The 16,889-nt window shown below is 52.1% G+C and carries 13 protein-coding genes; 3 read left to right on the top strand and 10 right to left on the bottom strand.

Translation table 11 applies throughout. The features are described 5' to 3' along the window. Positions 1–35: 35 nt before the first annotated feature. Both ACFOLF_RS24665 and ACFOLF_RS24660 read right to left on the bottom strand, forming a co-directional pair. A complete protein-coding gene (locus ACFOLF_RS24665) occupies positions 36–491 on the bottom strand; it encodes a MarR family winged helix-turn-helix transcriptional regulator (RefSeq protein ID WP_210044911.1) in 456 nt (151 codons plus the stop codon). A 41-nt stretch (positions 492–532) separates the two neighbouring features. Then, the gene (locus tag ACFOLF_RS24660) at positions 533–2,557 is read right to left on the bottom strand and encodes a Na+/H+ antiporter (protein ID WP_210044910.1); all 2,025 of its coding nucleotides are present in this window, start codon (positions 2,555–2,557) and stop codon (positions 533–535) included. 329 nt (positions 2,558–2,886) lie between these two features. Here ACFOLF_RS24660 and ACFOLF_RS24655 point away from each other — a divergent pair, with 329 nt between their 5' ends. Then, positions 2,887–3,330 carry a MarR family winged helix-turn-helix transcriptional regulator gene (locus ACFOLF_RS24655; RefSeq protein ID WP_210044909.1) on the top strand — a complete coding sequence of 148 codons (444 nt, stop codon included), beginning with the start codon at positions 2,887–2,889 and terminating at the stop codon, positions 3,328–3,330. A gap of 8 nt (positions 3,331–3,338) precedes the next feature. After that, positions 3,339–4,961, top strand: a complete 1,623-nt coding sequence (locus ACFOLF_RS24650; protein ID WP_210044908.1) for an MDR family MFS transporter — start codon at positions 3,339–3,341, stop codon at positions 4,959–4,961. A gap of 469 nt (positions 4,962–5,430) precedes the next feature. Here ACFOLF_RS24650 and ACFOLF_RS24645 read toward each other — a convergent pair whose 3' ends face one another. The 4 genes from ACFOLF_RS24645 to ACFOLF_RS24630 form a co-directional block, all read right to left on the bottom strand. Beyond that, positions 5,431–6,945, bottom strand: coding sequence for a DUF3502 domain-containing protein (locus ACFOLF_RS24645; RefSeq protein ID WP_210044907.1), 1,515 nt, complete (start codon positions 6,943–6,945; stop codon positions 5,431–5,433). Continuing rightward, positions 6,942–8,741: a sensor histidine kinase gene (locus tag ACFOLF_RS24640; RefSeq protein ID WP_210044906.1), complete on the bottom strand. Its 1,800-nt coding sequence runs from the start codon at positions 8,739–8,741 to the stop codon at positions 6,942–6,944. The genes ACFOLF_RS24645 and ACFOLF_RS24640 overlap by 4 nt, the downstream gene beginning before the upstream one ends. Beyond that, positions 8,734–10,371 (bottom strand): response regulator, encoded by a 1,638-nt coding sequence (locus ACFOLF_RS24635; RefSeq protein ID WP_210044905.1) that lies wholly within the window; start codon positions 10,369–10,371, stop codon positions 8,734–8,736. The genes ACFOLF_RS24640 and ACFOLF_RS24635 overlap by 8 nt, the downstream gene beginning before the upstream one ends. 237 nt (positions 10,372–10,608) lie before the next feature. Next, positions 10,609–11,382, bottom strand: coding sequence for a DODA-type extradiol aromatic ring-opening family dioxygenase (locus tag ACFOLF_RS24630; RefSeq protein WP_210044904.1), 774 nt, complete (start codon positions 11,380–11,382; stop codon positions 10,609–10,611). A gap of 179 nt (positions 11,383–11,561) precedes the next feature. On the opposite strand from ACFOLF_RS24630, the gene ACFOLF_RS24625 reads away from it, so the two are divergent. Continuing rightward, positions 11,562–11,957 (top strand): winged helix-turn-helix transcriptional regulator, encoded by a 396-nt coding sequence (locus tag ACFOLF_RS24625; protein ID WP_210044903.1) that lies wholly within the window; start codon positions 11,562–11,564, stop codon positions 11,955–11,957. Positions 11,958–12,057: 100 nt separating this feature from the next. On the opposite strand, the gene ACFOLF_RS24620 is transcribed toward ACFOLF_RS24625, so the two are convergent. The 4 genes from ACFOLF_RS24620 to ACFOLF_RS24605 all read right to left on the bottom strand — a co-directional run bounded on the left by ACFOLF_RS24620 (position 12,058) and on the right by ACFOLF_RS24605 (position 16,869). Next, positions 12,058–13,524, bottom strand: coding sequence for an alpha-amylase (locus ACFOLF_RS24620; RefSeq protein WP_210044902.1), 1,467 nt, complete (start codon positions 13,522–13,524; stop codon positions 12,058–12,060). A 102-nt stretch (positions 13,525–13,626) separates the two neighbouring features. After that, a complete protein-coding gene (locus ACFOLF_RS24615) occupies positions 13,627–14,460 on the bottom strand; it encodes a carbohydrate ABC transporter permease (RefSeq protein ID WP_210044901.1) in 834 nt (277 codons plus the stop codon). Between the two features lie 6 nt (positions 14,461–14,466). Further along, positions 14,467–15,369, bottom strand: coding sequence for a carbohydrate ABC transporter permease (locus ACFOLF_RS24610; RefSeq protein WP_210044949.1), 903 nt, complete (start codon positions 15,367–15,369; stop codon positions 14,467–14,469). A 78-nt stretch (positions 15,370–15,447) separates the two neighbouring features. Continuing rightward, on the bottom strand, positions 15,448–16,869 hold the full coding sequence (locus ACFOLF_RS24605) for an ABC transporter substrate-binding protein (protein WP_379114223.1): 1,422 nt from the start codon (positions 16,867–16,869) through the stop codon (positions 15,448–15,450). Positions 16,870–16,889: the final 20 nt, after the last annotated feature.

Genomic DNA, 16,889 nt, shown 5'->3' with positions numbered 1-16,889 from the left:
ATGTTTGAATCGGAATGGGCCCTTCTTGTCCAAGCTTAGTCTATATCAAGGTGATGCAGATACTGATAAACCTGATTGAGCAAACTGACCAGCGTCTTGCTCTGTTCCTCTCCCAGTGTCTCGATGAGACCGGAGAATATGGTTGTAAACCGCTCGTATGCCTTCTGTGCGGCCGCATCCCCTTTATCTGTCAGCCCCAGCAGCGAGATCCGCTTATCCCTGGGATCCGCAGCCCGCTCCACATAACCTTCGTGAATCAAATGTTTGACCATTTGAGTGACAGTGGGAGAGGTTACGTCCAGCTTCCTGCTGATATCGGAAATATTGACGCCATGTCCATTTTCGGCTGCCAAAACCTTGATGCAGAGCAGAACCCGAATTTCGCTCGATTTGATGCCAAAGGACGTCTGCTTGCGCCATTCCGCTCTGGCGAATCTCTCGAAGGTTTCTCTCATTTCCTTCACCAGAGGGGATAAATGCTCTTGCTCCATAACCATCACCTCGATTTCGCAGAAGCAGAAAAACCAGCTTCTTATTCCTGCTCCAATATGGATGCCTCGCGGTCGCGGATGATCCGCCTGAGGCCATTGGCAATGTCCCGGGTAATTTCTCCGCGCTCGTATAGGGCCTGTACCTCGTCCCGCTCCGCCTGGACCGCAATCCAGTGCAGCTCCAGCCGGACATCCTCATTGCCCTCATGATCTGTCTGCTCCATTCCCGGATAAGGCTTCGATAACCGTTCTTTCAGGAAATGGTAATGATTAATGATGTCTCTCCCTTCCTGACGGCCCGGATCAAAACGCCGGCTTTCAAAAGCTTCGATGACCGCGGCGCTGGTCCGCTGTTTAATCTGCCTGAGCGCTTGGCGATCTGACATGGAGAGCTTGGGCAGGCGCATCTTGTTCAACAGGATTCCCTTCAGCCCTCTTGCCAATTTTCTCAGAATAACGAGCAAGAACAGACTCCGCTGTGATAATACGAGTTCCAGCTGTTCAAGGCTTTTGAGGAACAGAGCGGCGTGTTCACGGCTTATTTCCCCTTCCGCAAGCAAACGCTGTATTTCTTCACGCTCAATTCCAAGAGCTTCGATACGCAGCTCCGTTTCTCTCCCGGAGAGACGCAGATTCCCTGATCTTCGTACGTCCGGCTGACGGATTTGCCGCATCCACCGCCCGTAGTCAGCCAGGACAGCTGCGGTCTCCGCTTCATTTTCTTCGTTCGTCGCATGATGGAGTGCCTGGATGGCGGCGCCCATCATCTTCATCTCGCCCCGGTATTTCTTGTTTGCCAGTTCCTCTTCATCGCGGACTCCGTCGTTTTTGGCCAATAGGGGAAGCAGAATGCTTGCCGCCAGCAAAGACAGGAGGATGACGACTGTCGCCAGAAAAATAACCAGGCTTCGCTCCGGAAAAGGCGCGCCATTATCAATAAACAGCGGAATCGAGAAAGCGCCTGCGAGCGTGACAGCGCCGCGAACGCCGGATAACGAGGTCATGGCCAATATTTTAAATGAAAGCTTTACTTTCCCTTTGTCGGGTCCGAATATTCGGCCTTGAGAGAACGCGAAGGTCCACAAGAATCGAAGGACAATCAGCAGAACGAAAATAACCAAGGCATACCCGATTGCCTCATAGTTGTTATAGACCGGACTCTCGAATATAGTCCTGAAAACATCGGGAATCTGCAAGCCTAAAATGACAAACACGAGCCCGTTCAACAGAAACAGTATGACCGACCATGTATTGTCGGATACTTCGTTGGTCTGCGGCCTTACTTTATTCGATCGGTCACGTTCAACCGCATGCATAACCCCTCCCGCAACTGCCGCCAGAATGCCCGACACGCCCAGTTCCTCCGCAGCAAGATACAGGGCGAACGGTGTCAGAATATGGATGAGCATATGCATCGTCTCATCTTCAAGCCCGGACCGGCGCAGCAGGTACCGGAACCCGGTAATCATGGATGCCAAAACAGCCCCTGCCACCAATCCGCCGATGGCGATGATCAGGAAGCTTACGCTTGCCTTGGGTAGTGAAAAGACGCCGGTCACGGCGGCTGCAATAGCGAATTTAAAGGCCACTAATCCTGAAGCATCGTTCATCAGAGCTTCCCCTTCGAGCAGATGCATCAGTTGTTTGGGCAAATGGATTCTCCCCGCAAGCGCGCTGACAGCTACGGCATCCGTGGGCGACAGAATAGCCGCAAGTCCAAATGCGACCGGAAGCGGGATCGTCGGAATCATCCAATGAATGGCATATCCGATAACGAAAACCGTTGCGAAAACAAGACCGACTGCCAGCAGCAGAATAGGCGCCCGCAGACGCCACAGCTCGCTGCGCGGCGTATGTTTGCCATCATTATAGAGGAGCGGCGCAATGAACAGCAGGAAAAAAAGCTCGGGCTCAAGGGGCATATGTATCCCGGATGGAATCAGGGTTACGGCAGCTCCCAAGGCAATCTGGATCAGCGGGACGGGAACAGCCGGGATACGGCGGTTCAGCACATGGGAAACTGCGATAAGTGCGAGAAGAATCAGAACCGTATAAAATAATTCCATCCTTGCGTGCTCTCCTTTCATTAAAAAGGCACAAAACCCTATTCCCTTGTTAGTTTGACCATGAATGAATTAAAACATAAATTAAATAGGTTGGCAACCTATCTATATGCTTATTGTCACCATGCCGTACTTCTTGATGTATGGTTCCTTCTATAATTAGTGCGTCAATTTCTAAAACCGAGCTGATCAAATATTGCGAAACTAAGGATTGACAGAGCTTTTCAAGGGGAGTACTATTAGTTTACTGATAAACAATATATATCTAAATTATATTCTATTATATCTTTTACTAGTATACCGATAGTGGGAGATTTCAGGAGGTGTCGAGAATGCCGCTGAATGAACACGCGATGGAAATCCATGGTCTGTTCAAAACATTAGCGAAGAAAGTAACCGAGGAATGGAATAAACAGACGGAGAGCCTTGTTTCCTTATCCCATTTTCGGATGTTATATATGCTGAATTTAAGGGGCCCCCAGAAAATGGCCGACCTCGCAGAATGTCTGCATGTGACATCCGGAGCCATTACGGGGATCGCCGACAAGTTGATTGAGCGGGGATATATAGACCGTAACCGGGATCTGGATGACCGCCGGGTCGTCTATCTGAATATTACGGATAGCGGCAAAGCGTTAATGGAAACACTATCGGAAAAACAGGTGCTGCTGTACAGCAGACTGGTTGACCAGCTTGATTCCGAGGATGTCGCACATTTGAAGCGGATCTTTACGCAAATGATTGAGACTTTAAATACGACAGAAAAGGGGTTGTGAGCAAAGTAATGGAACACTTGACCGGTAAACAAAAAGTTACGATTATGATCGCCATTATGGCCGCAATGTTCTTCGCAGCGATTAACCAGACGATTGTCAGCACGGCAATGCCGCGCATCGCCGCTCTATTGAACGGCTTGAACAGCTACACATGGGTCGTCACCATCTATATGCTGACCTCCACCATATCGACGGCTCTGGTCGGGAAGTTGTCCGATATTTACGGGCGCAAGCCGTTCCTAATCGTCGGTATCATTTTGTTTATGATCGGGGCGTTTCTGTGCGGAACCTCTGCCAACATTTCGCAGATGATCACGTATCGCGGGCTTCAAGGGGTGGGCAGCGGTATTATTATGGCAAGCGCCATCTCCGCTGTGGGCGACTTGTTCGCTCCGCGGGAACGGGCCAAATGGACGGGACTGCTGATGTCGATTTTCGGCTTCTCCAGTGTTATCGGACCGTCGCTTGGCGGTTGGATGGTCGACCATATGGATTGGGAATGGATCTTCTGGATCTTCCTTCCTATCGGCATTATTGCCTTGGTCCTGATCATGATTTTATTCCCGAAACCTGTTCGCAAATTCAATCAGACCATTGACTATTGGGGTTCCTTATTTCTGACCCTGACCATCGTGCCGCTGCTGCTGGGCTTCTCATGGGCCGGCACCAAATATGCCTGGGGCTCGGAACAGACGATTGGATTGTTCGCCGCTACCCTGGTGAGTCTGATCATCTTCATTCTTATTGAACGAAAAGTGAAAAATCCGGTTCTGCCGTTGTCCCTGTTCCGCAACAGCGTTGTAACGATAGCCAGCGTAGCCGGATTCATGATGAATGCCGGCATGCTCGGAGCCTTGATTTATCTTCCGTTCTTCGTGCAGGGCGTTGAAGGCATATCCCCAACGTATTCGGGTTATGTGACCATGCCTATGTCCATCAGCATGATTATTCTCAGTACCCTGACGGGCAGATGGATTACGAAATCCGGAAAATACAAAAGGTTCGCCCTTATCGGGATGGCTATCATGTCTGCGGGCATGCTAATGATGGCCTTCATGAACAGCGTGCCTGTGGCGGTTGCCATTATGGTGTTCTTCGGTATGGGTCTCGGGTTCGGTATGCCAGTCTTCACATTGGCCGCCCAAAATGCCGTGAAGCCGACGGAAATCGGTGTTGTTACAGCTGCTTCACAGCTCTTCCGCAACATGGGCGGCACCATCGGTATTGCCGTTATGGGTTCGATTATGACGTCCCGACTTGCGAGCAATATTAAAGCCGCCGCCCCGCAGGGACCGGACTTGTCAAATGTGGATCCGGCGGTGCTCAGTAGATTGGCGCCTCTGCAAAATCCGCAAATCCTGCTCGATAAGCCCCAGCTGGAGCAGCTTCAGGCAAGTCTTCCTCAGGACCTGCAGCCGCTGGTTACCCAGCTGATTGATATGCTCCGCCATGCGCTGCGAAGCTCGCTGACGACGGTCTTTATATCCGGCACCGTTCTGGTCGGGATCGCCCTGGTGCTCGTCATATTCATGAAGGAATTGCCGCTCCGCAGCTCGGCGCCCAAGCCAGCGGCAGCTGATACGGAAACAGTGGAGCCAAAGCCACACTCTGCCGTGCCGAAACCCTCCTGATACCGCAAATAAAGCAAACGAATCTTCCCGATGCCGACCTCATCAGCCGGCCGGGAAGATTTTTGCTATTTAATACTTCGCCCTGTCCTTTTCCAAAAAGACAGGGCGATTATCTTTACCGAAACCTCCTGCCCACGTCGGTTCAAGTAAACTAGGCGCAGCTAAGCAACTCCTATCCTGCAGATCGAAACTCTCTCCAAGCCGGTTTTTCCTGCTTCCATCGCGCCTTTACCGCTATTCCGACGCTCCAGCAAGGAAATACCTTGCTATAGCGGCCACGCAGCTCACCACAGCTCCTACCGCCGATCGAAACACTCTCCAAGCCGGTTTTTCCTGCTTCCATCGCGCCTTTGCCGCTATCCCAACGCTCCAGCAAGGAAATACCTTGCTATACCGGCCACGCAGCTCCACAGCTCCTATCCCGCCGAGAATCGCTCCCCAAAGATATCAGAAAAGGTCAGGTCAGCTTTTAACCTTTCTTATTTTCTAAATAGGCATCGATTTGCCTTTGCGCTTCCTTAAGAATGGCATCCAAACCGTTATTTTTTTGAATCCGGATATATTCCTTCACCGCTTCTTCAGGATTCGGGTTCATCCCGGACTCAATATTCCCATCCAGCTCCTCTATAGTCCGGTCTCGCCGCTCAAGCTCGCTCTTGATTCTGTCCTCCGAGATAAACAGCCCGTCAACCGGTGAATCTACATTGTTGGGCGCATTGGCAAATTCAGCCTCATTCGTCCAGAAATCCTTGCCGTAGGTGGGATTCTCGCGCATGAACCCGGGCTTCCACAGCGCCCATTGACCTCCCCACTCCATATAATTGCTTGTCGTCGTATCAAGTCCCTCCGGGTAAAGTGCCGAATGGCCATCCCGTACATAGGTTTTTCCTTCTATGCCGTATTGCACCAGATCGTACAGCGTCTGATCCGTCTCCAGCATATCCAGAAATCTCAGCACACGATCGGCATGAGCGGAATTCCTGTTGATGGCAATGACGTTGGCAAGCGGCGTCCGGTTAACGAATTTCCTGTCCGGGTACAGCAGGGAGCTCTCCTGGGTGAATGAGCTGTCGGCAAAACCCTGGTTCGCGAGGACCCATTCATGCGACTGCAGGGTGAAATACATATGGCCGCTGCGCCAAACCGCCGCTCCGTCTTCCTTGTCGAACATGATATCCTTATTGATAATTCCGGCGGTATACCACTCTCTGGCCATGATGGCCGCTTCCATGAAGAAAGGCTGCTGCTCAAGCGGCTTGATCTGAACCAGCGGATCATTCAGATAAAAGCCCATGCCATGAAAGCCCAGATCCACCCATTCGTCGCGCAGCTGAAAAAGCGGCATTGGCAGGGTGCGGGTCAGCTTTTCATTGGGATAGGCTTCTTTGAGCGCATGCAGGAACGCATCCACCTCTTCGATCGTTTGAATGGAATGGGGCTCCGGGTTAAGCCCGGCTTCCTTCGTCTTGTCTGAACGCCACTGCGCATAAGGCCGCTGGTTCATCTTCATTGTCCATGGGAGACCTACAATGCTGCCATCCACGGTGGCAGCCGAGAGCGTGCCCAGCTCCTGATATTTCTTGTATAGATGAGGAGCATACTTAGGAAGCAGATCGTTCAGCGGCATGTAGGCCCCCTTCGCCGCCATCTGCTTGTAGGACAGCCAGTCCGCGTCAAAATTCATATCCCACCGGTCGCCAGCAGCGGACATCACGAGCATCTTATCGCGGTAATCGCCGACGGGAATAAAATAAACGTTGAACTTCACATTCAGCCCCTTGCCCCTGACATAGTCGCTAATGGCTGACCAAACCTCGTCGGTCGCGGACTTCTTGTCTCCGCTGAAATAAAGCTTGAGGGTCTCCTCCTCCTCGGCAGGAGGAAGCTGCACGTTTGAACGGGTTTGCAGCGCCGACTTATCGCTCATCTGGCATGAGATTAACATCATTGCCAGCAGCAGGCAGACAAGCAGCGGCTTCATCATGCTGCACCTCCCTGCCCGGACTCGCTGCTCAGGATGGGATGCCGGATCACAATCTTCGTGCCCATGCCTGGCCCTGTCTCAATGATCAGCTTGCAGGCGTCGCCAAAGTACAGCTTGAGCCGGTCATTGACGTTTCGCAGTCCCACACCCCGATGCCCTCCTTCGCGCCTGTCTCCGGAAACGGAATCCTTGTCCAGACGGTCCAGCACCTCCTGCGGAATTCCCCTGCCGTTATCGGAAATCTCAATCACCAGATTCTCCTCTTCCCGATAGCCGGAGATGAATATTTTGCCTTTCTCGAAATTCTCGCGGATGCTGTGCTGGATCGCATTCTCCACGAGCGGCTGCAGCAGGAGACGCAGGAACGGCAGATCAAGTATATCCTCGTCAAAAGCAACCAGCATACGCACCGGCTTCCCCATACGGGCCTGTTCAATCTGCACATAAGCCTTCACCTGCTCAAGCTCGCGGGCGACCGTTGTAATGTCCTTGCCCCCATTCAAGCTCAGGCGCAGCAGGTTGCCAAGGGCCGAGACCATCTCGCTGATATCGCTTCGTCCATGATTCTCGGCCTTCCATCTGATCGACTCCAGCGTGTTGTACAGAAAATGGGGATTGATCTGGTGGCTGAGCACCTGAAATTCAAGCTCCTTCTTATTCCGCTCCGACCGGGATGCCTGTTCGATGAGCCCTTCGATCTTGCGGCTCATGCTGCCGAAGCCGCGGTACAGCCAGCCGATCTCGTCCCGTCTGACAGACCAGGGGAAGAGAAAACGGAAATCGCCTGTCTCCAGCCTGCGCATATGACGCACCAGCTTGGCGATAGGCTGTGTGAAATACAGCGTAATGTACATGACAACCCCCAGGCAGCATAAAAGATAAACAACCAGAAACAGGACAAGCAGCCGGTTCAGCTCATTAATCGGACCGATGAGGGTGTGCAGGGGCGTCAGGCTGACGATGAGCCAAGGCTCGCTGTCCATCCTGACATAGGTGACCAGATGGGCATCCCCGCCGATGTCGATTGTCTTCGAGCCTTCCGCTGCCTGCCCCGTCCATGCCGGAAAACTGTCGGATGGAATGGGACTGCCTGTCCAGGCATTGTTGGAGGAATCATACAGCACCTCCCCCTTGTCATCCAGAACGAGAAATTTCTGCCCCTTCATCTTCTCTGAAGGGGTGAAGAAGCGCTGCAGCTGGTTCTCTGACAAATCAGCCACAATGATGCCCCGCGCCTTCTGGTCGTACAAGCCGGAGAACCGCTTGATATAGGAGAGCAGCGGCCTTGCATAGCGTCCCTTCTGAGGCATAAACAGATGCCATCTTGGCAGCGTTTCCATTTTAGACTGGATGAACCAGTCCTCCCTGCCCAATTGATCGGATTCCCCAATCGTACTCATATAAGTGGGGTACCGGGAAGGATCCAGCGGATATACGCGCACACGAAGCGCGTCGATCAGCGGCGTGTTCTTGTATAACGTAGAGACCATGCTAACGGTAAAATCCTCTTCATGAACCGTGGTACCCGGCAGCTGCTCCAGCGCCTGCTGTAGGTCCTTGTTGCCGATCAGAGCATTGATCTGATCATTCAGTTCATGGAGATAGGCTTCAAAATTCGTCTTGGCCTGCTGCAAATAGCTCATGGAGAAGGTCGAATTCGCATTGGAAATACCCTCGATTGACTTGATATGCGCGTAGTAGGCAAACAGCAGGAACGGAACGATAATAATCGCGAAAAAAATAATAATCATCCGGTTCCGGAAGGAGTAGGCCAAACGCATATAAGTCTTACTCATCGGCTATTCCCTTCTGCCTGCGGTATTCCTTGGGCGTACAGCCCACCTGCTTCTTGAACAGCTTGGAGAAATGCACCGGGTCCTTGTAGCCGACCTGATAGGAAATCTGGTACACCTTAAACCTCACGTCGCTCAGCATCTCTTTGGCCTGCTCCATCCGGATATCCGTCAAATATTCAAGGAACGTCTTCTGCTTTTCTTTCCGGAACAGCTTGCTCAGCCAGACCGGCGTGACATGCACCTCTGAAGCCACGCTCTGCAGCGTGGGGCCATCGGCAAACTGCTTGTGGAGAATCTTCTCGGCCTCGCTTACAATTTGGCAGGGATTGGACGAGAGCTTGCGGAAATCCCCGGCAATCTCAAGCAGGAAGGTCTCCGTCTGCACACGCAGCGAGTGCAGGGTATCGTACTGCTCCAGCTGCTCCCACAGGGTGATCGGGTTTTTGCCCCAGCTTTTATTCTGCCAGCCGGCAGCGGCCGCACGCTTGAATACCTCGAACAGCCATTCGAAGATCCGCTGCTGGATATCCCTTACCTGTATCAGCCCCCAGGCCTGCACCATCTCCACAAAGCGGTCCATGGCCGCCGAAATCTCCGCATCCGTGCCGTATTTGACCAAATCAAGCACTTCATCGAGCTCCCTGAGCGAAAGGTCCTCCCGTTCGGATTCCATACAGAAGCCCTGCTCCGTGAACAGGCGGTTGCCGCCGTAAACCGCCTTCTGCTCCAGCATATCAGAGGCTTCCACAAACATCTCATGAACATGCTTCAATGTTTTTGGGGATGCGCATATGCTGACGCTGGCCTTCACCTTGACGAATTCGTTAATCCGCTTGATGCAGGTCAGGGCCAGTTCCCTGCCTCTTTGCGTCTGCTCTGCATCGGCGCAGCTGAGCAGCACAACCCAGCGGCTTTGCGTATCGGTGAACAGCGCGAATGGATACGGAAAATCCTCCTCCAGCGTCTGGTTTACAACATTGCCGATCCCGAAGACGACAAGCTCCTTCTCGCTCCGGTATCCTTTGCGGTTGCCGATGGCCTTCAGATCATCCGCCTCCAGCAGCATCAGCTGCAGCGGATGCTGCGCCGCCCATTCCAGCTGCAGAGTCTGCAGACGGTGCTGCATACGCGTTTCGCGGTAAGGATCATAATCATGGCCGATCAATTCCCGGAACAGCTCCTCGCGCATCTTGGGTACGGCGTACTGCACCTGATTCCGCAGCAGCAGCTGATTATGCCGGTCGAGCTGTTCCTTGTGGATCAGATCGATAGCCTTGCGCGTAAGCTGACCCAGCTCTTCGGTATTAATCGGCTTCAGAATATAGTCCATGGCCCCGATCTGCATAGCCTGCTTGACCAGTTCAAAATCATCGTATCCGCTGACGACAATCGCCTTCCAGGCATATTCGCCTTTTTCGGAGAGAGAGCGGAGAAAATCGAGACCGGATAACCGGTTCATCTTAATATCGGTCACAATCAGCTCCGGCCGCTTCTCCAGAGCAAGGGCCAGAGCCGTATCTCCATCATCGGCGGCATACACCTCATCAATACCAAAGCTGTTCCAAGGAAAGCGCTTACGCAAACCTTCACGGATTTCAAACTCGTCATCGACAATCAGTACACGCAGCATAATTCACCTTCCCTTTATGAGTGTCCTCCAACTTGTACAAGGCTATTTTATCACAGGGAATTAATTGGGAAATGCCCTTTCATTCATACTAGCCTACCTTGTTTGGGATTACACTGGGGCAATCCTAAAGTTTATGGTCTGCCATTAATCACTGGCGCGCAAAAGACCAGTCGTCCCAAGGCGGCAGTTAACGCCTCCTGGGTGACTGGTCCCATTTTCAAACCGTCTGCTCCTTCATTAAAACTCGAAACAGGTATAACTGAATGTGCCGAACTGATAGCCCCGGTACAGCAGAACAGGCTGGACCGCGTCCGAGCTGTCCGAGCTGCCCATCGCCTGAAGAAGGGGAATAAAATGCTCGGCCCTTGGAACCGCGCGCGAAGCATAAGGCGCAAGCTCCGCATAGTGGAACAGCGATTCAAGGTCGCGCCGCTCAACTTTATCAATCAGCCAGTCATCAAACTGCTCCGCCCAGGGCTCGGCATCCGTTTGCCCGAATTTAATATAATTAAAATTATGCACCGTCGTGCCGCTGCCAATAACCAGAATATCCTCTTCGCCAAGACCCCTCAGCGCTTCGCCGATCCGGTACTGCTCGGCAGCCGTTTGAAAAGGATTAACCGATATCGTCACAACCGGAATATTGGCTTCCGGATACATATAGCGGAGCATAATCCATGAGCCATGATCCAGCCCGCGCTTATCATCTCTTCTGGTCTGAATGCCATGCCCGCTGTACATCTGCTCAATCCTCGCAGCCAGCTTAGGGTCCCCGGGGGCCGGATAGGTCAGGCGGTACAGCTCATCGGGAAATCCGCCAAAATCATAAATGGTCGCAAGCGGTCCTTCCGCAAAGGAGATGGTCGTAACCCGCTCCTCCCAATGGGCACTGAATACAACGATTGCCTTGGGCGTGAATCTTCTTCCCGTTTCTTCAAGAAAACGGGTATAATCCGATTCCTGCAGTGCCATAAGGGGCGAACCATGGTTAATAAACAGGGACGGTATCATTCTTGGAAGCCCTCCATTTTTATCAGAAGATTTTTTCTTACTAACCTGCTATTTACTTACTTTATGTAATTAAGTATATTTAAATAAGTGTAGTTCGTCAAATTTTTGATTTAAAATACGCAGGTTTATTTATTTCAGGGTTCAAAGAGGTATAATGAAAGTCAGATGAGGTGATGAAGATGATAGATCAGCAGGATTGTCCCCGGTTCGCAAAGGCCATTGAGCTGTTAAGCAAACGTTGGAATGCCATGATCGTCTACCAGCTGCTTTCCGGCCCGCACCGCTTTGTCAATCTTGAGAACTCGGTCACGAATTTGAGCGGGAAGGTCCTCTCGGACCGGTTGAAGGAGCTTGAAGCTGAAGGCATTATACGTCGTGATGTTTATCCTGAAACACCCGTTCGGATTGAATATAAATTAACGGATAAAGGTTATGCCCTTGCGCCGCTCTTCAACGTAATATCCACCTGGGCTTCCCGGTGGGTCGAACTCCCGGATGATAAGCAGGACTTGAAAGACTCCTGCGCTGCCGCTTCAGAAGCAGACTGCCCATGCAGCGAAACGTCTCCGCATTGATTAGCGATTAATATCAGGCAGGTCCCCGACATAATCCAATCGCACGCAAACAGCGGCCCTCTCCACATGGAGAAGGCCGCTGCCTGTGTAATCTTCAGCTTTATTTAACCGGCACTTCCGGAAGTCCCCACACCGACACGCTTTCCCCATTCACCGGAAAATTCGCATTTCCATCCTGCTCAATGGCAATATGATCCTTCCGCGTATTGGTCAGATCTACCCATATCTCACCGGCGCGGCGCTCACCGACAAACATCCGTTTGAATGCTTCCGCTTTATTGGAGATGACGACGGCGCAGCCGGAGCCGGCAAATTCACTCACGCCCATCCGCACCCAGCCCACAACATGGGGATCGTCAAAATAATCCTTTTGTTCCCCGTACGCTTTATGGTAACGGGCATACAGAAGAGGATCGATCGCCTCCTTCTTCCCTTCGATCGTCTCATCCCCGCCGATTTTGAAATAATCGCCATAGAACACGCATGGATAGCCATCCTTCCGCAGCAGCACCAGGGAGTAGGCGATCTGCTTGAACCAGTCCTCGACCCATGATTCAAGCGCTTCATTGGGCTGGGAATCATGATTATCGACGAACGTCACCGCGTTAAGCGGATGAGTGGCCACCAGCGAATTCTCGAAGATTTTGGTCAAATCAAATTCGCCCTTGGCCCGCGAGGCTTCAAACAGCTTGTAGTGCAGACAGACGTCAAACAAGTCAAGCCCATGGTTCACCTCTTCAAGAAATTCCTGGCAGGCCCCGGGATCGGAGTTCCAGAACTCGCCTACCACGTAAAAAGACTCCCCATGCTCCTGTTTCATTTGCTCTACGAATTCCTTCACGAAATTGCGGTCAATATGCTTGATCGCATCAAGCCGGTACCCGCTGCACTTCAGCTCATTGGCCAGCCACCTGCCCCAGGAAATCATCTCGTTCCTGACTGCCTGATGGTTGTAATCAATGTTGGCAAACATCAAATAATCATAATTGCCGAAGGCATCGTCGACGTTATGATTCCATACCTTATTCTCGCCGGTGATCCGGAATATGCCTGACCGGTTGGCCTTGGCATCATAGTCCGTCCCGTTGAAGTGCTCGAAGCTCCACTTGAAGGAGGAGTATTTGTCCCCCCGTCCCGGGAAGGTGAATTTCGTCCAGCCTTCGATGTCGAAGGGCTTCGAGATTTCCTTCAACCGGTCGTTGGGATCGACCTCAATCACCTGGAACACTTCCTTCTCATCGGCGCCCGCTTTATGATTCATCACCAAATCCAGATAGATGGCGATGCCGTGGTCCCTGCAGACCGAAATAGCTTCCAGCAGCTCCTGCTTCGTACCATATTTCGTGCGGACCGTCCCTTTCTGGTCAAACTCTCCCAGATCGTACAAATCATATACCGCGTACCCCGTATCGTTGACGGAGGTTCCTTTGGTTACAGGAGGGATCCATACCGAATCGATCCCCCGCTCCTTCAGCTTGGGGGCAAGCTCCTTGAGCCGGTTCCAATGCTTGCCGTCGGACTCGACATGCCACTCGAAAAATTGCATCATCGTATGATTTCTATCCATCGTGGCTTCGGCTCCCTCATAAATTGATCATCTATTTATAAGAAATTATACCCAGTCCTAATTTCCCCCAAACAGCGGCCATCACAAGCTGTGTTGCATCCATTATCCTTTAATCCCGGTCAATGCGATTCCTTCCATAAAATAACGCTGACCAATCGCAAATACAATCAATGCAGGGAGCAGCACCAGCAGCGAGGCCGCCATCAGAACTCCCCATTCCGCATTGTACATGCCCCGGAACTGCTGAAGCCCAAGAGCAAGCGTAAACTTCACTTCATCATTCAGGTAGACGAGCGGCCCCAGAAAATCGTTCCATGTCCCCAGGAAGGAAAATAGACCGATTACAAGCACGGCAGAACGGGAAAGCGGCAGAATAATCCTGCTGAAGATTGTGAAATGCGAACCCCCGTCGACGAATACGGCTTCATCCAGTTCCTTGGGGATCGACATATAAAACTGGCGCAGCAGAAAGATATTGAACGCCCCGCCGCCAAAAAAAGCCGGCACAATGAGCGGTGCATACGAATTTACAAGACCCAGAGCCTGCCAGCCAATGAAGGACGGAATCAGCGTCACCGCAAAGGGCAGCATCATGCTGCTCAGCAGAAGAGCGAACATCTTGTCCCTCCCCGTCCATTTCATCCGTGCAAAGCTGTAGGCGGAGATGGTGCTTGAGAGCAGTACCCCGGCCAGAACGCCGCCCACCACGATAAAGGTGTTCAGAAAATAACGCTCAAACGACAGCACCTCGAAAGGCTGTCTGAAATTATCAAAGTTGAACGGCGACGGAATCCATTTGGGCGGGACCACGAAAATCTGGCTCAAATCCATCAGCGAGCTGCGCAGAAGCCAGTAGAAGGGAAACAAACAGATCAGGGAACCGATAACCAGAACCCCATACAGCAATGTCCGGTATAAACCGCGTCTGAGTGCCATGTCCCGCTATGCCCCCCCATTCTCGTAATAAACCCATTTCTTCGACGATTTGAAGAGCAGGACGGTAAAGAGCATGATGATGATAAACAACACCCAGGCGATGGCGCAGGCATAGCCCATATTCGAGAAGGTGAACGCTTCCCGGAACAAGTAGAAAATATAAAAGAGACTCGAATCGTTCGGGCCGCCTCCGGTCATCGTATACGGCTGCACAAACACCTGGAAGCCGCCTACAAGGCCCATAATGGCATTGAAGAAAATGCTGGGAGTCGCAAGCGGAATGGTGATATACACGAGTCTGTGAAAAGAGCTGCCTCCGTCAATTTCGATCGCTTCATAATAATGCTTCGGGATATCCTGAAGGGCAGCCAGGAATATGATCATCGTGCCGCCGACGGTCCATAAGCTCATCATTACCAGTGTAGGAATGACCGTTGTCTCACTGTAAATCCACTGGCTCTCCGGCAAATGAAAGGAGCGCAGTATCGTATTGAGGAATCCCAGGTCAGGGTCCAGCAGCCACAGCCATACCATTGATGAGGCCACAAGCGGAACAATGGTCGGCAGATAGAAGATTACCCGGAACGCGGCGAGTCCCTTTACCTTCTGATTGAGCAGAACAGCCAGGAAGAAAGCCGTGATAATCTGGAGCGGCACGCTCAGCATGACATAATAGAAGGTAACGCCGATCGACTTGTAGAAGAAGGTGTCTGTGCCATTGAAAAGACTGGCGTAATTATCGAAGCCGACAAAATGGGGGCTGCTGGCCACCTGATAGTCGGTCAGACTTAACCAGAGACTGGCAGCCATGGGGCCGAGCACAAAAATGGCAAAGCCCAGAATGGCAGGCGAAGCATACAGCCAGCCAAGACGGTTTTCTTTTCTCCTTAGCGCCGATAGAGATTGCACCCTCATCCCCCGCTTTCTATTGAATGAATTCATGTAACAGCCAGGCACCCGCCCGCTGCGGGCGAATGCCTGGCGTCCTTATCCCTTGGGGTAAGTTCCTTTAAATTCCGCATTGGCCTTGGCTGAAACTTCCTTGAAAGCCTGCTCGACGCTTTTCTTGCCGAGCCATACCTGGTCGAGCGCCGGCGTAAGAATGGCATTGATTTTATCCGAGTTTTTCAGATAATAGTCGAATGAATTCTCGCCGTTCTCCAGCGTCTGCCGCATGACGGCATCCTTGAAGCCATCCTGATGGCCCGGCTTCACCTCAGCCCACTTGGCAATCAGATCCGGCTGCGTGTACCAATCCCGCATGACCGGCATCCATAAGCCGCTCGAATGCATCTCGAGACCGCTCTCGGCATTAAGCAGGAATTTGTAGAACATCCATGCTTCTTCCGGGTGTTTGGTTGTCGCCGACATGACCTCGGGCTCGCCGAACAGAATCGTTTTGCTTTCCTTCAGCTTTGGCAGCACGCCTACCCCGTAATTGACCTTGGCCGCGCCCAGATCAAGCTGCACCCACTGGCCGTCCAGATCCATGGCCACTTTCTTGCTTTGCAGCGCAATGGCCGGTGAAGGCATATTCTTCTCCTGGGTCGTCGAAGGCGCTACATGATGCACATGCACCAGATCGGCAAGCTTCTGCACGGCCTCGATAACGGCAGGATCCTCCAGATTCAGCTTGTCACCGCCAGGGGCAATAACGCTGGTATTATTGGAGGGAACCATCAAATGCCACATCCATGTGTTGAAACGGACGCCATACTGTTGGATATTGGCCGGATCGAATTCCGCGCTAAGCGCATTATTCCCTTTATTGTCAATCGTCAGCTTCTTGGCTGTATCCAGGAACTCATCCCATGTCCAGGCCTGCTCGGCCGAGGTTGGCGGAAGCTCCACTCCCGCTTCCGTGAACATATCCGCATTGTAGAATAGAGCAAAGGCTTCCTCCGCCACCTTAATGCCTGCTACCTTATCCTGGTCCCAGTACATGATGGCATTGGGAATGAGAGAATCCTTGTTCAGGTCAGGATCGCTCGCCAGAAAATCATTCAGGTTATACAGCTTTCCCTGCTCTGCCCACTGCAGGGTTTGGGTTTTGTACAGCGGGAATACATCCGGCGCGTTATTGCCTGCAAACATCGTCGTCAGCTTGGTGACATAATCGCCGGGGATGTGCATGTATTTAATTTTGATATGGGGGTGGAGCTCCGTGAATTTCTTGGCCATCTCCTCCTGAACCTTCTTCTCGTTCGGAGATCCCCAGGTTGCATAGGTCAGGGTAACCTCTTCCTGCTTGCCGGCATTCGCCGGCGCATCGGCATTCTCTCCATTCGTGGATGCAGCGCTTTCACTGCTTGGATCGGTTGAATTGGATGTTCCACATGCCGCCAATAACAGCACTATGCTTAACGCGAGAACCCACCTGTTCATTTTCCATATTCGTTGCATTCGCATCCGCTTTCGCTCCCCCTCCA

The organism is Paenibacillus sepulcri, from assembly GCF_042647105.1.
Taxonomy (GTDB): Bacteria; Bacillota; Bacilli; order Paenibacillales; family Paenibacillaceae; genus Paenibacillus_Z; species Paenibacillus_Z sepulcri.
This window is presented reverse-complemented; position numbering and strand designations above follow the sequence as displayed.

What these genes read in the sequence shown, in the direction of transcription:
- ACFOLF_RS24665 (WP_210044911.1), bottom strand. Translation starts at nt 491, where the DNA reads ATGGAGCAAGAGCATTTATCCCCTCTGGTGAAGGAAATGAGAGAAACC.
- ACFOLF_RS24660 (WP_210044910.1), bottom strand. Translation starts at nt 2,557, where the DNA reads ATGGAATTATTTTATACGGTTCTGATTCTTCTCGCACTTATCGCAGTT.
- ACFOLF_RS24655 (WP_210044909.1), top strand. Translation starts at nt 2,887, where the DNA reads ATGCCGCTGAATGAACACGCGATGGAAATCCATGGTCTGTTCAAAACA.
- ACFOLF_RS24650 (WP_210044908.1), top strand. Translation starts at nt 3,339, where the DNA reads ATGGAACACTTGACCGGTAAACAAAAAGTTACGATTATGATCGCCATT.
- ACFOLF_RS24645 (WP_210044907.1), bottom strand. Translation starts at nt 6,945, where the DNA reads ATGATGAAGCCGCTGCTTGTCTGCCTGCTGCTGGCAATGATGTTAATC.
- ACFOLF_RS24640 (WP_210044906.1), bottom strand. Translation starts at nt 8,741, where the DNA reads ATGAGTAAGACTTATATGCGTTTGGCCTACTCCTTCCGGAACCGGATG.
- ACFOLF_RS24635 (WP_210044905.1), bottom strand. Translation starts at nt 10,371, where the DNA reads ATGCTGCGTGTACTGATTGTCGATGACGAGTTTGAAATCCGTGAAGGT.
- ACFOLF_RS24630 (WP_210044904.1), bottom strand. Translation starts at nt 11,382, where the DNA reads ATGATACCGTCCCTGTTTATTAACCATGGTTCGCCCCTTATGGCACTG.
- ACFOLF_RS24625 (WP_210044903.1), top strand. Translation starts at nt 11,562, where the DNA reads ATGATAGATCAGCAGGATTGTCCCCGGTTCGCAAAGGCCATTGAGCTG.
- ACFOLF_RS24620 (WP_210044902.1), bottom strand. Translation starts at nt 13,524, where the DNA reads ATGGATAGAAATCATACGATGATGCAATTTTTCGAGTGGCATGTCGAG.
- ACFOLF_RS24615 (WP_210044901.1), bottom strand. Translation starts at nt 14,460, where the DNA reads ATGGCACTCAGACGCGGTTTATACCGGACATTGCTGTATGGGGTTCTG.
- ACFOLF_RS24605 (WP_379114223.1), bottom strand. Translation starts at nt 16,869, where the DNA reads ATGCGAATGCAACGAATATGGAAAATGAACAGGTGGGTTCTCGCGTTA.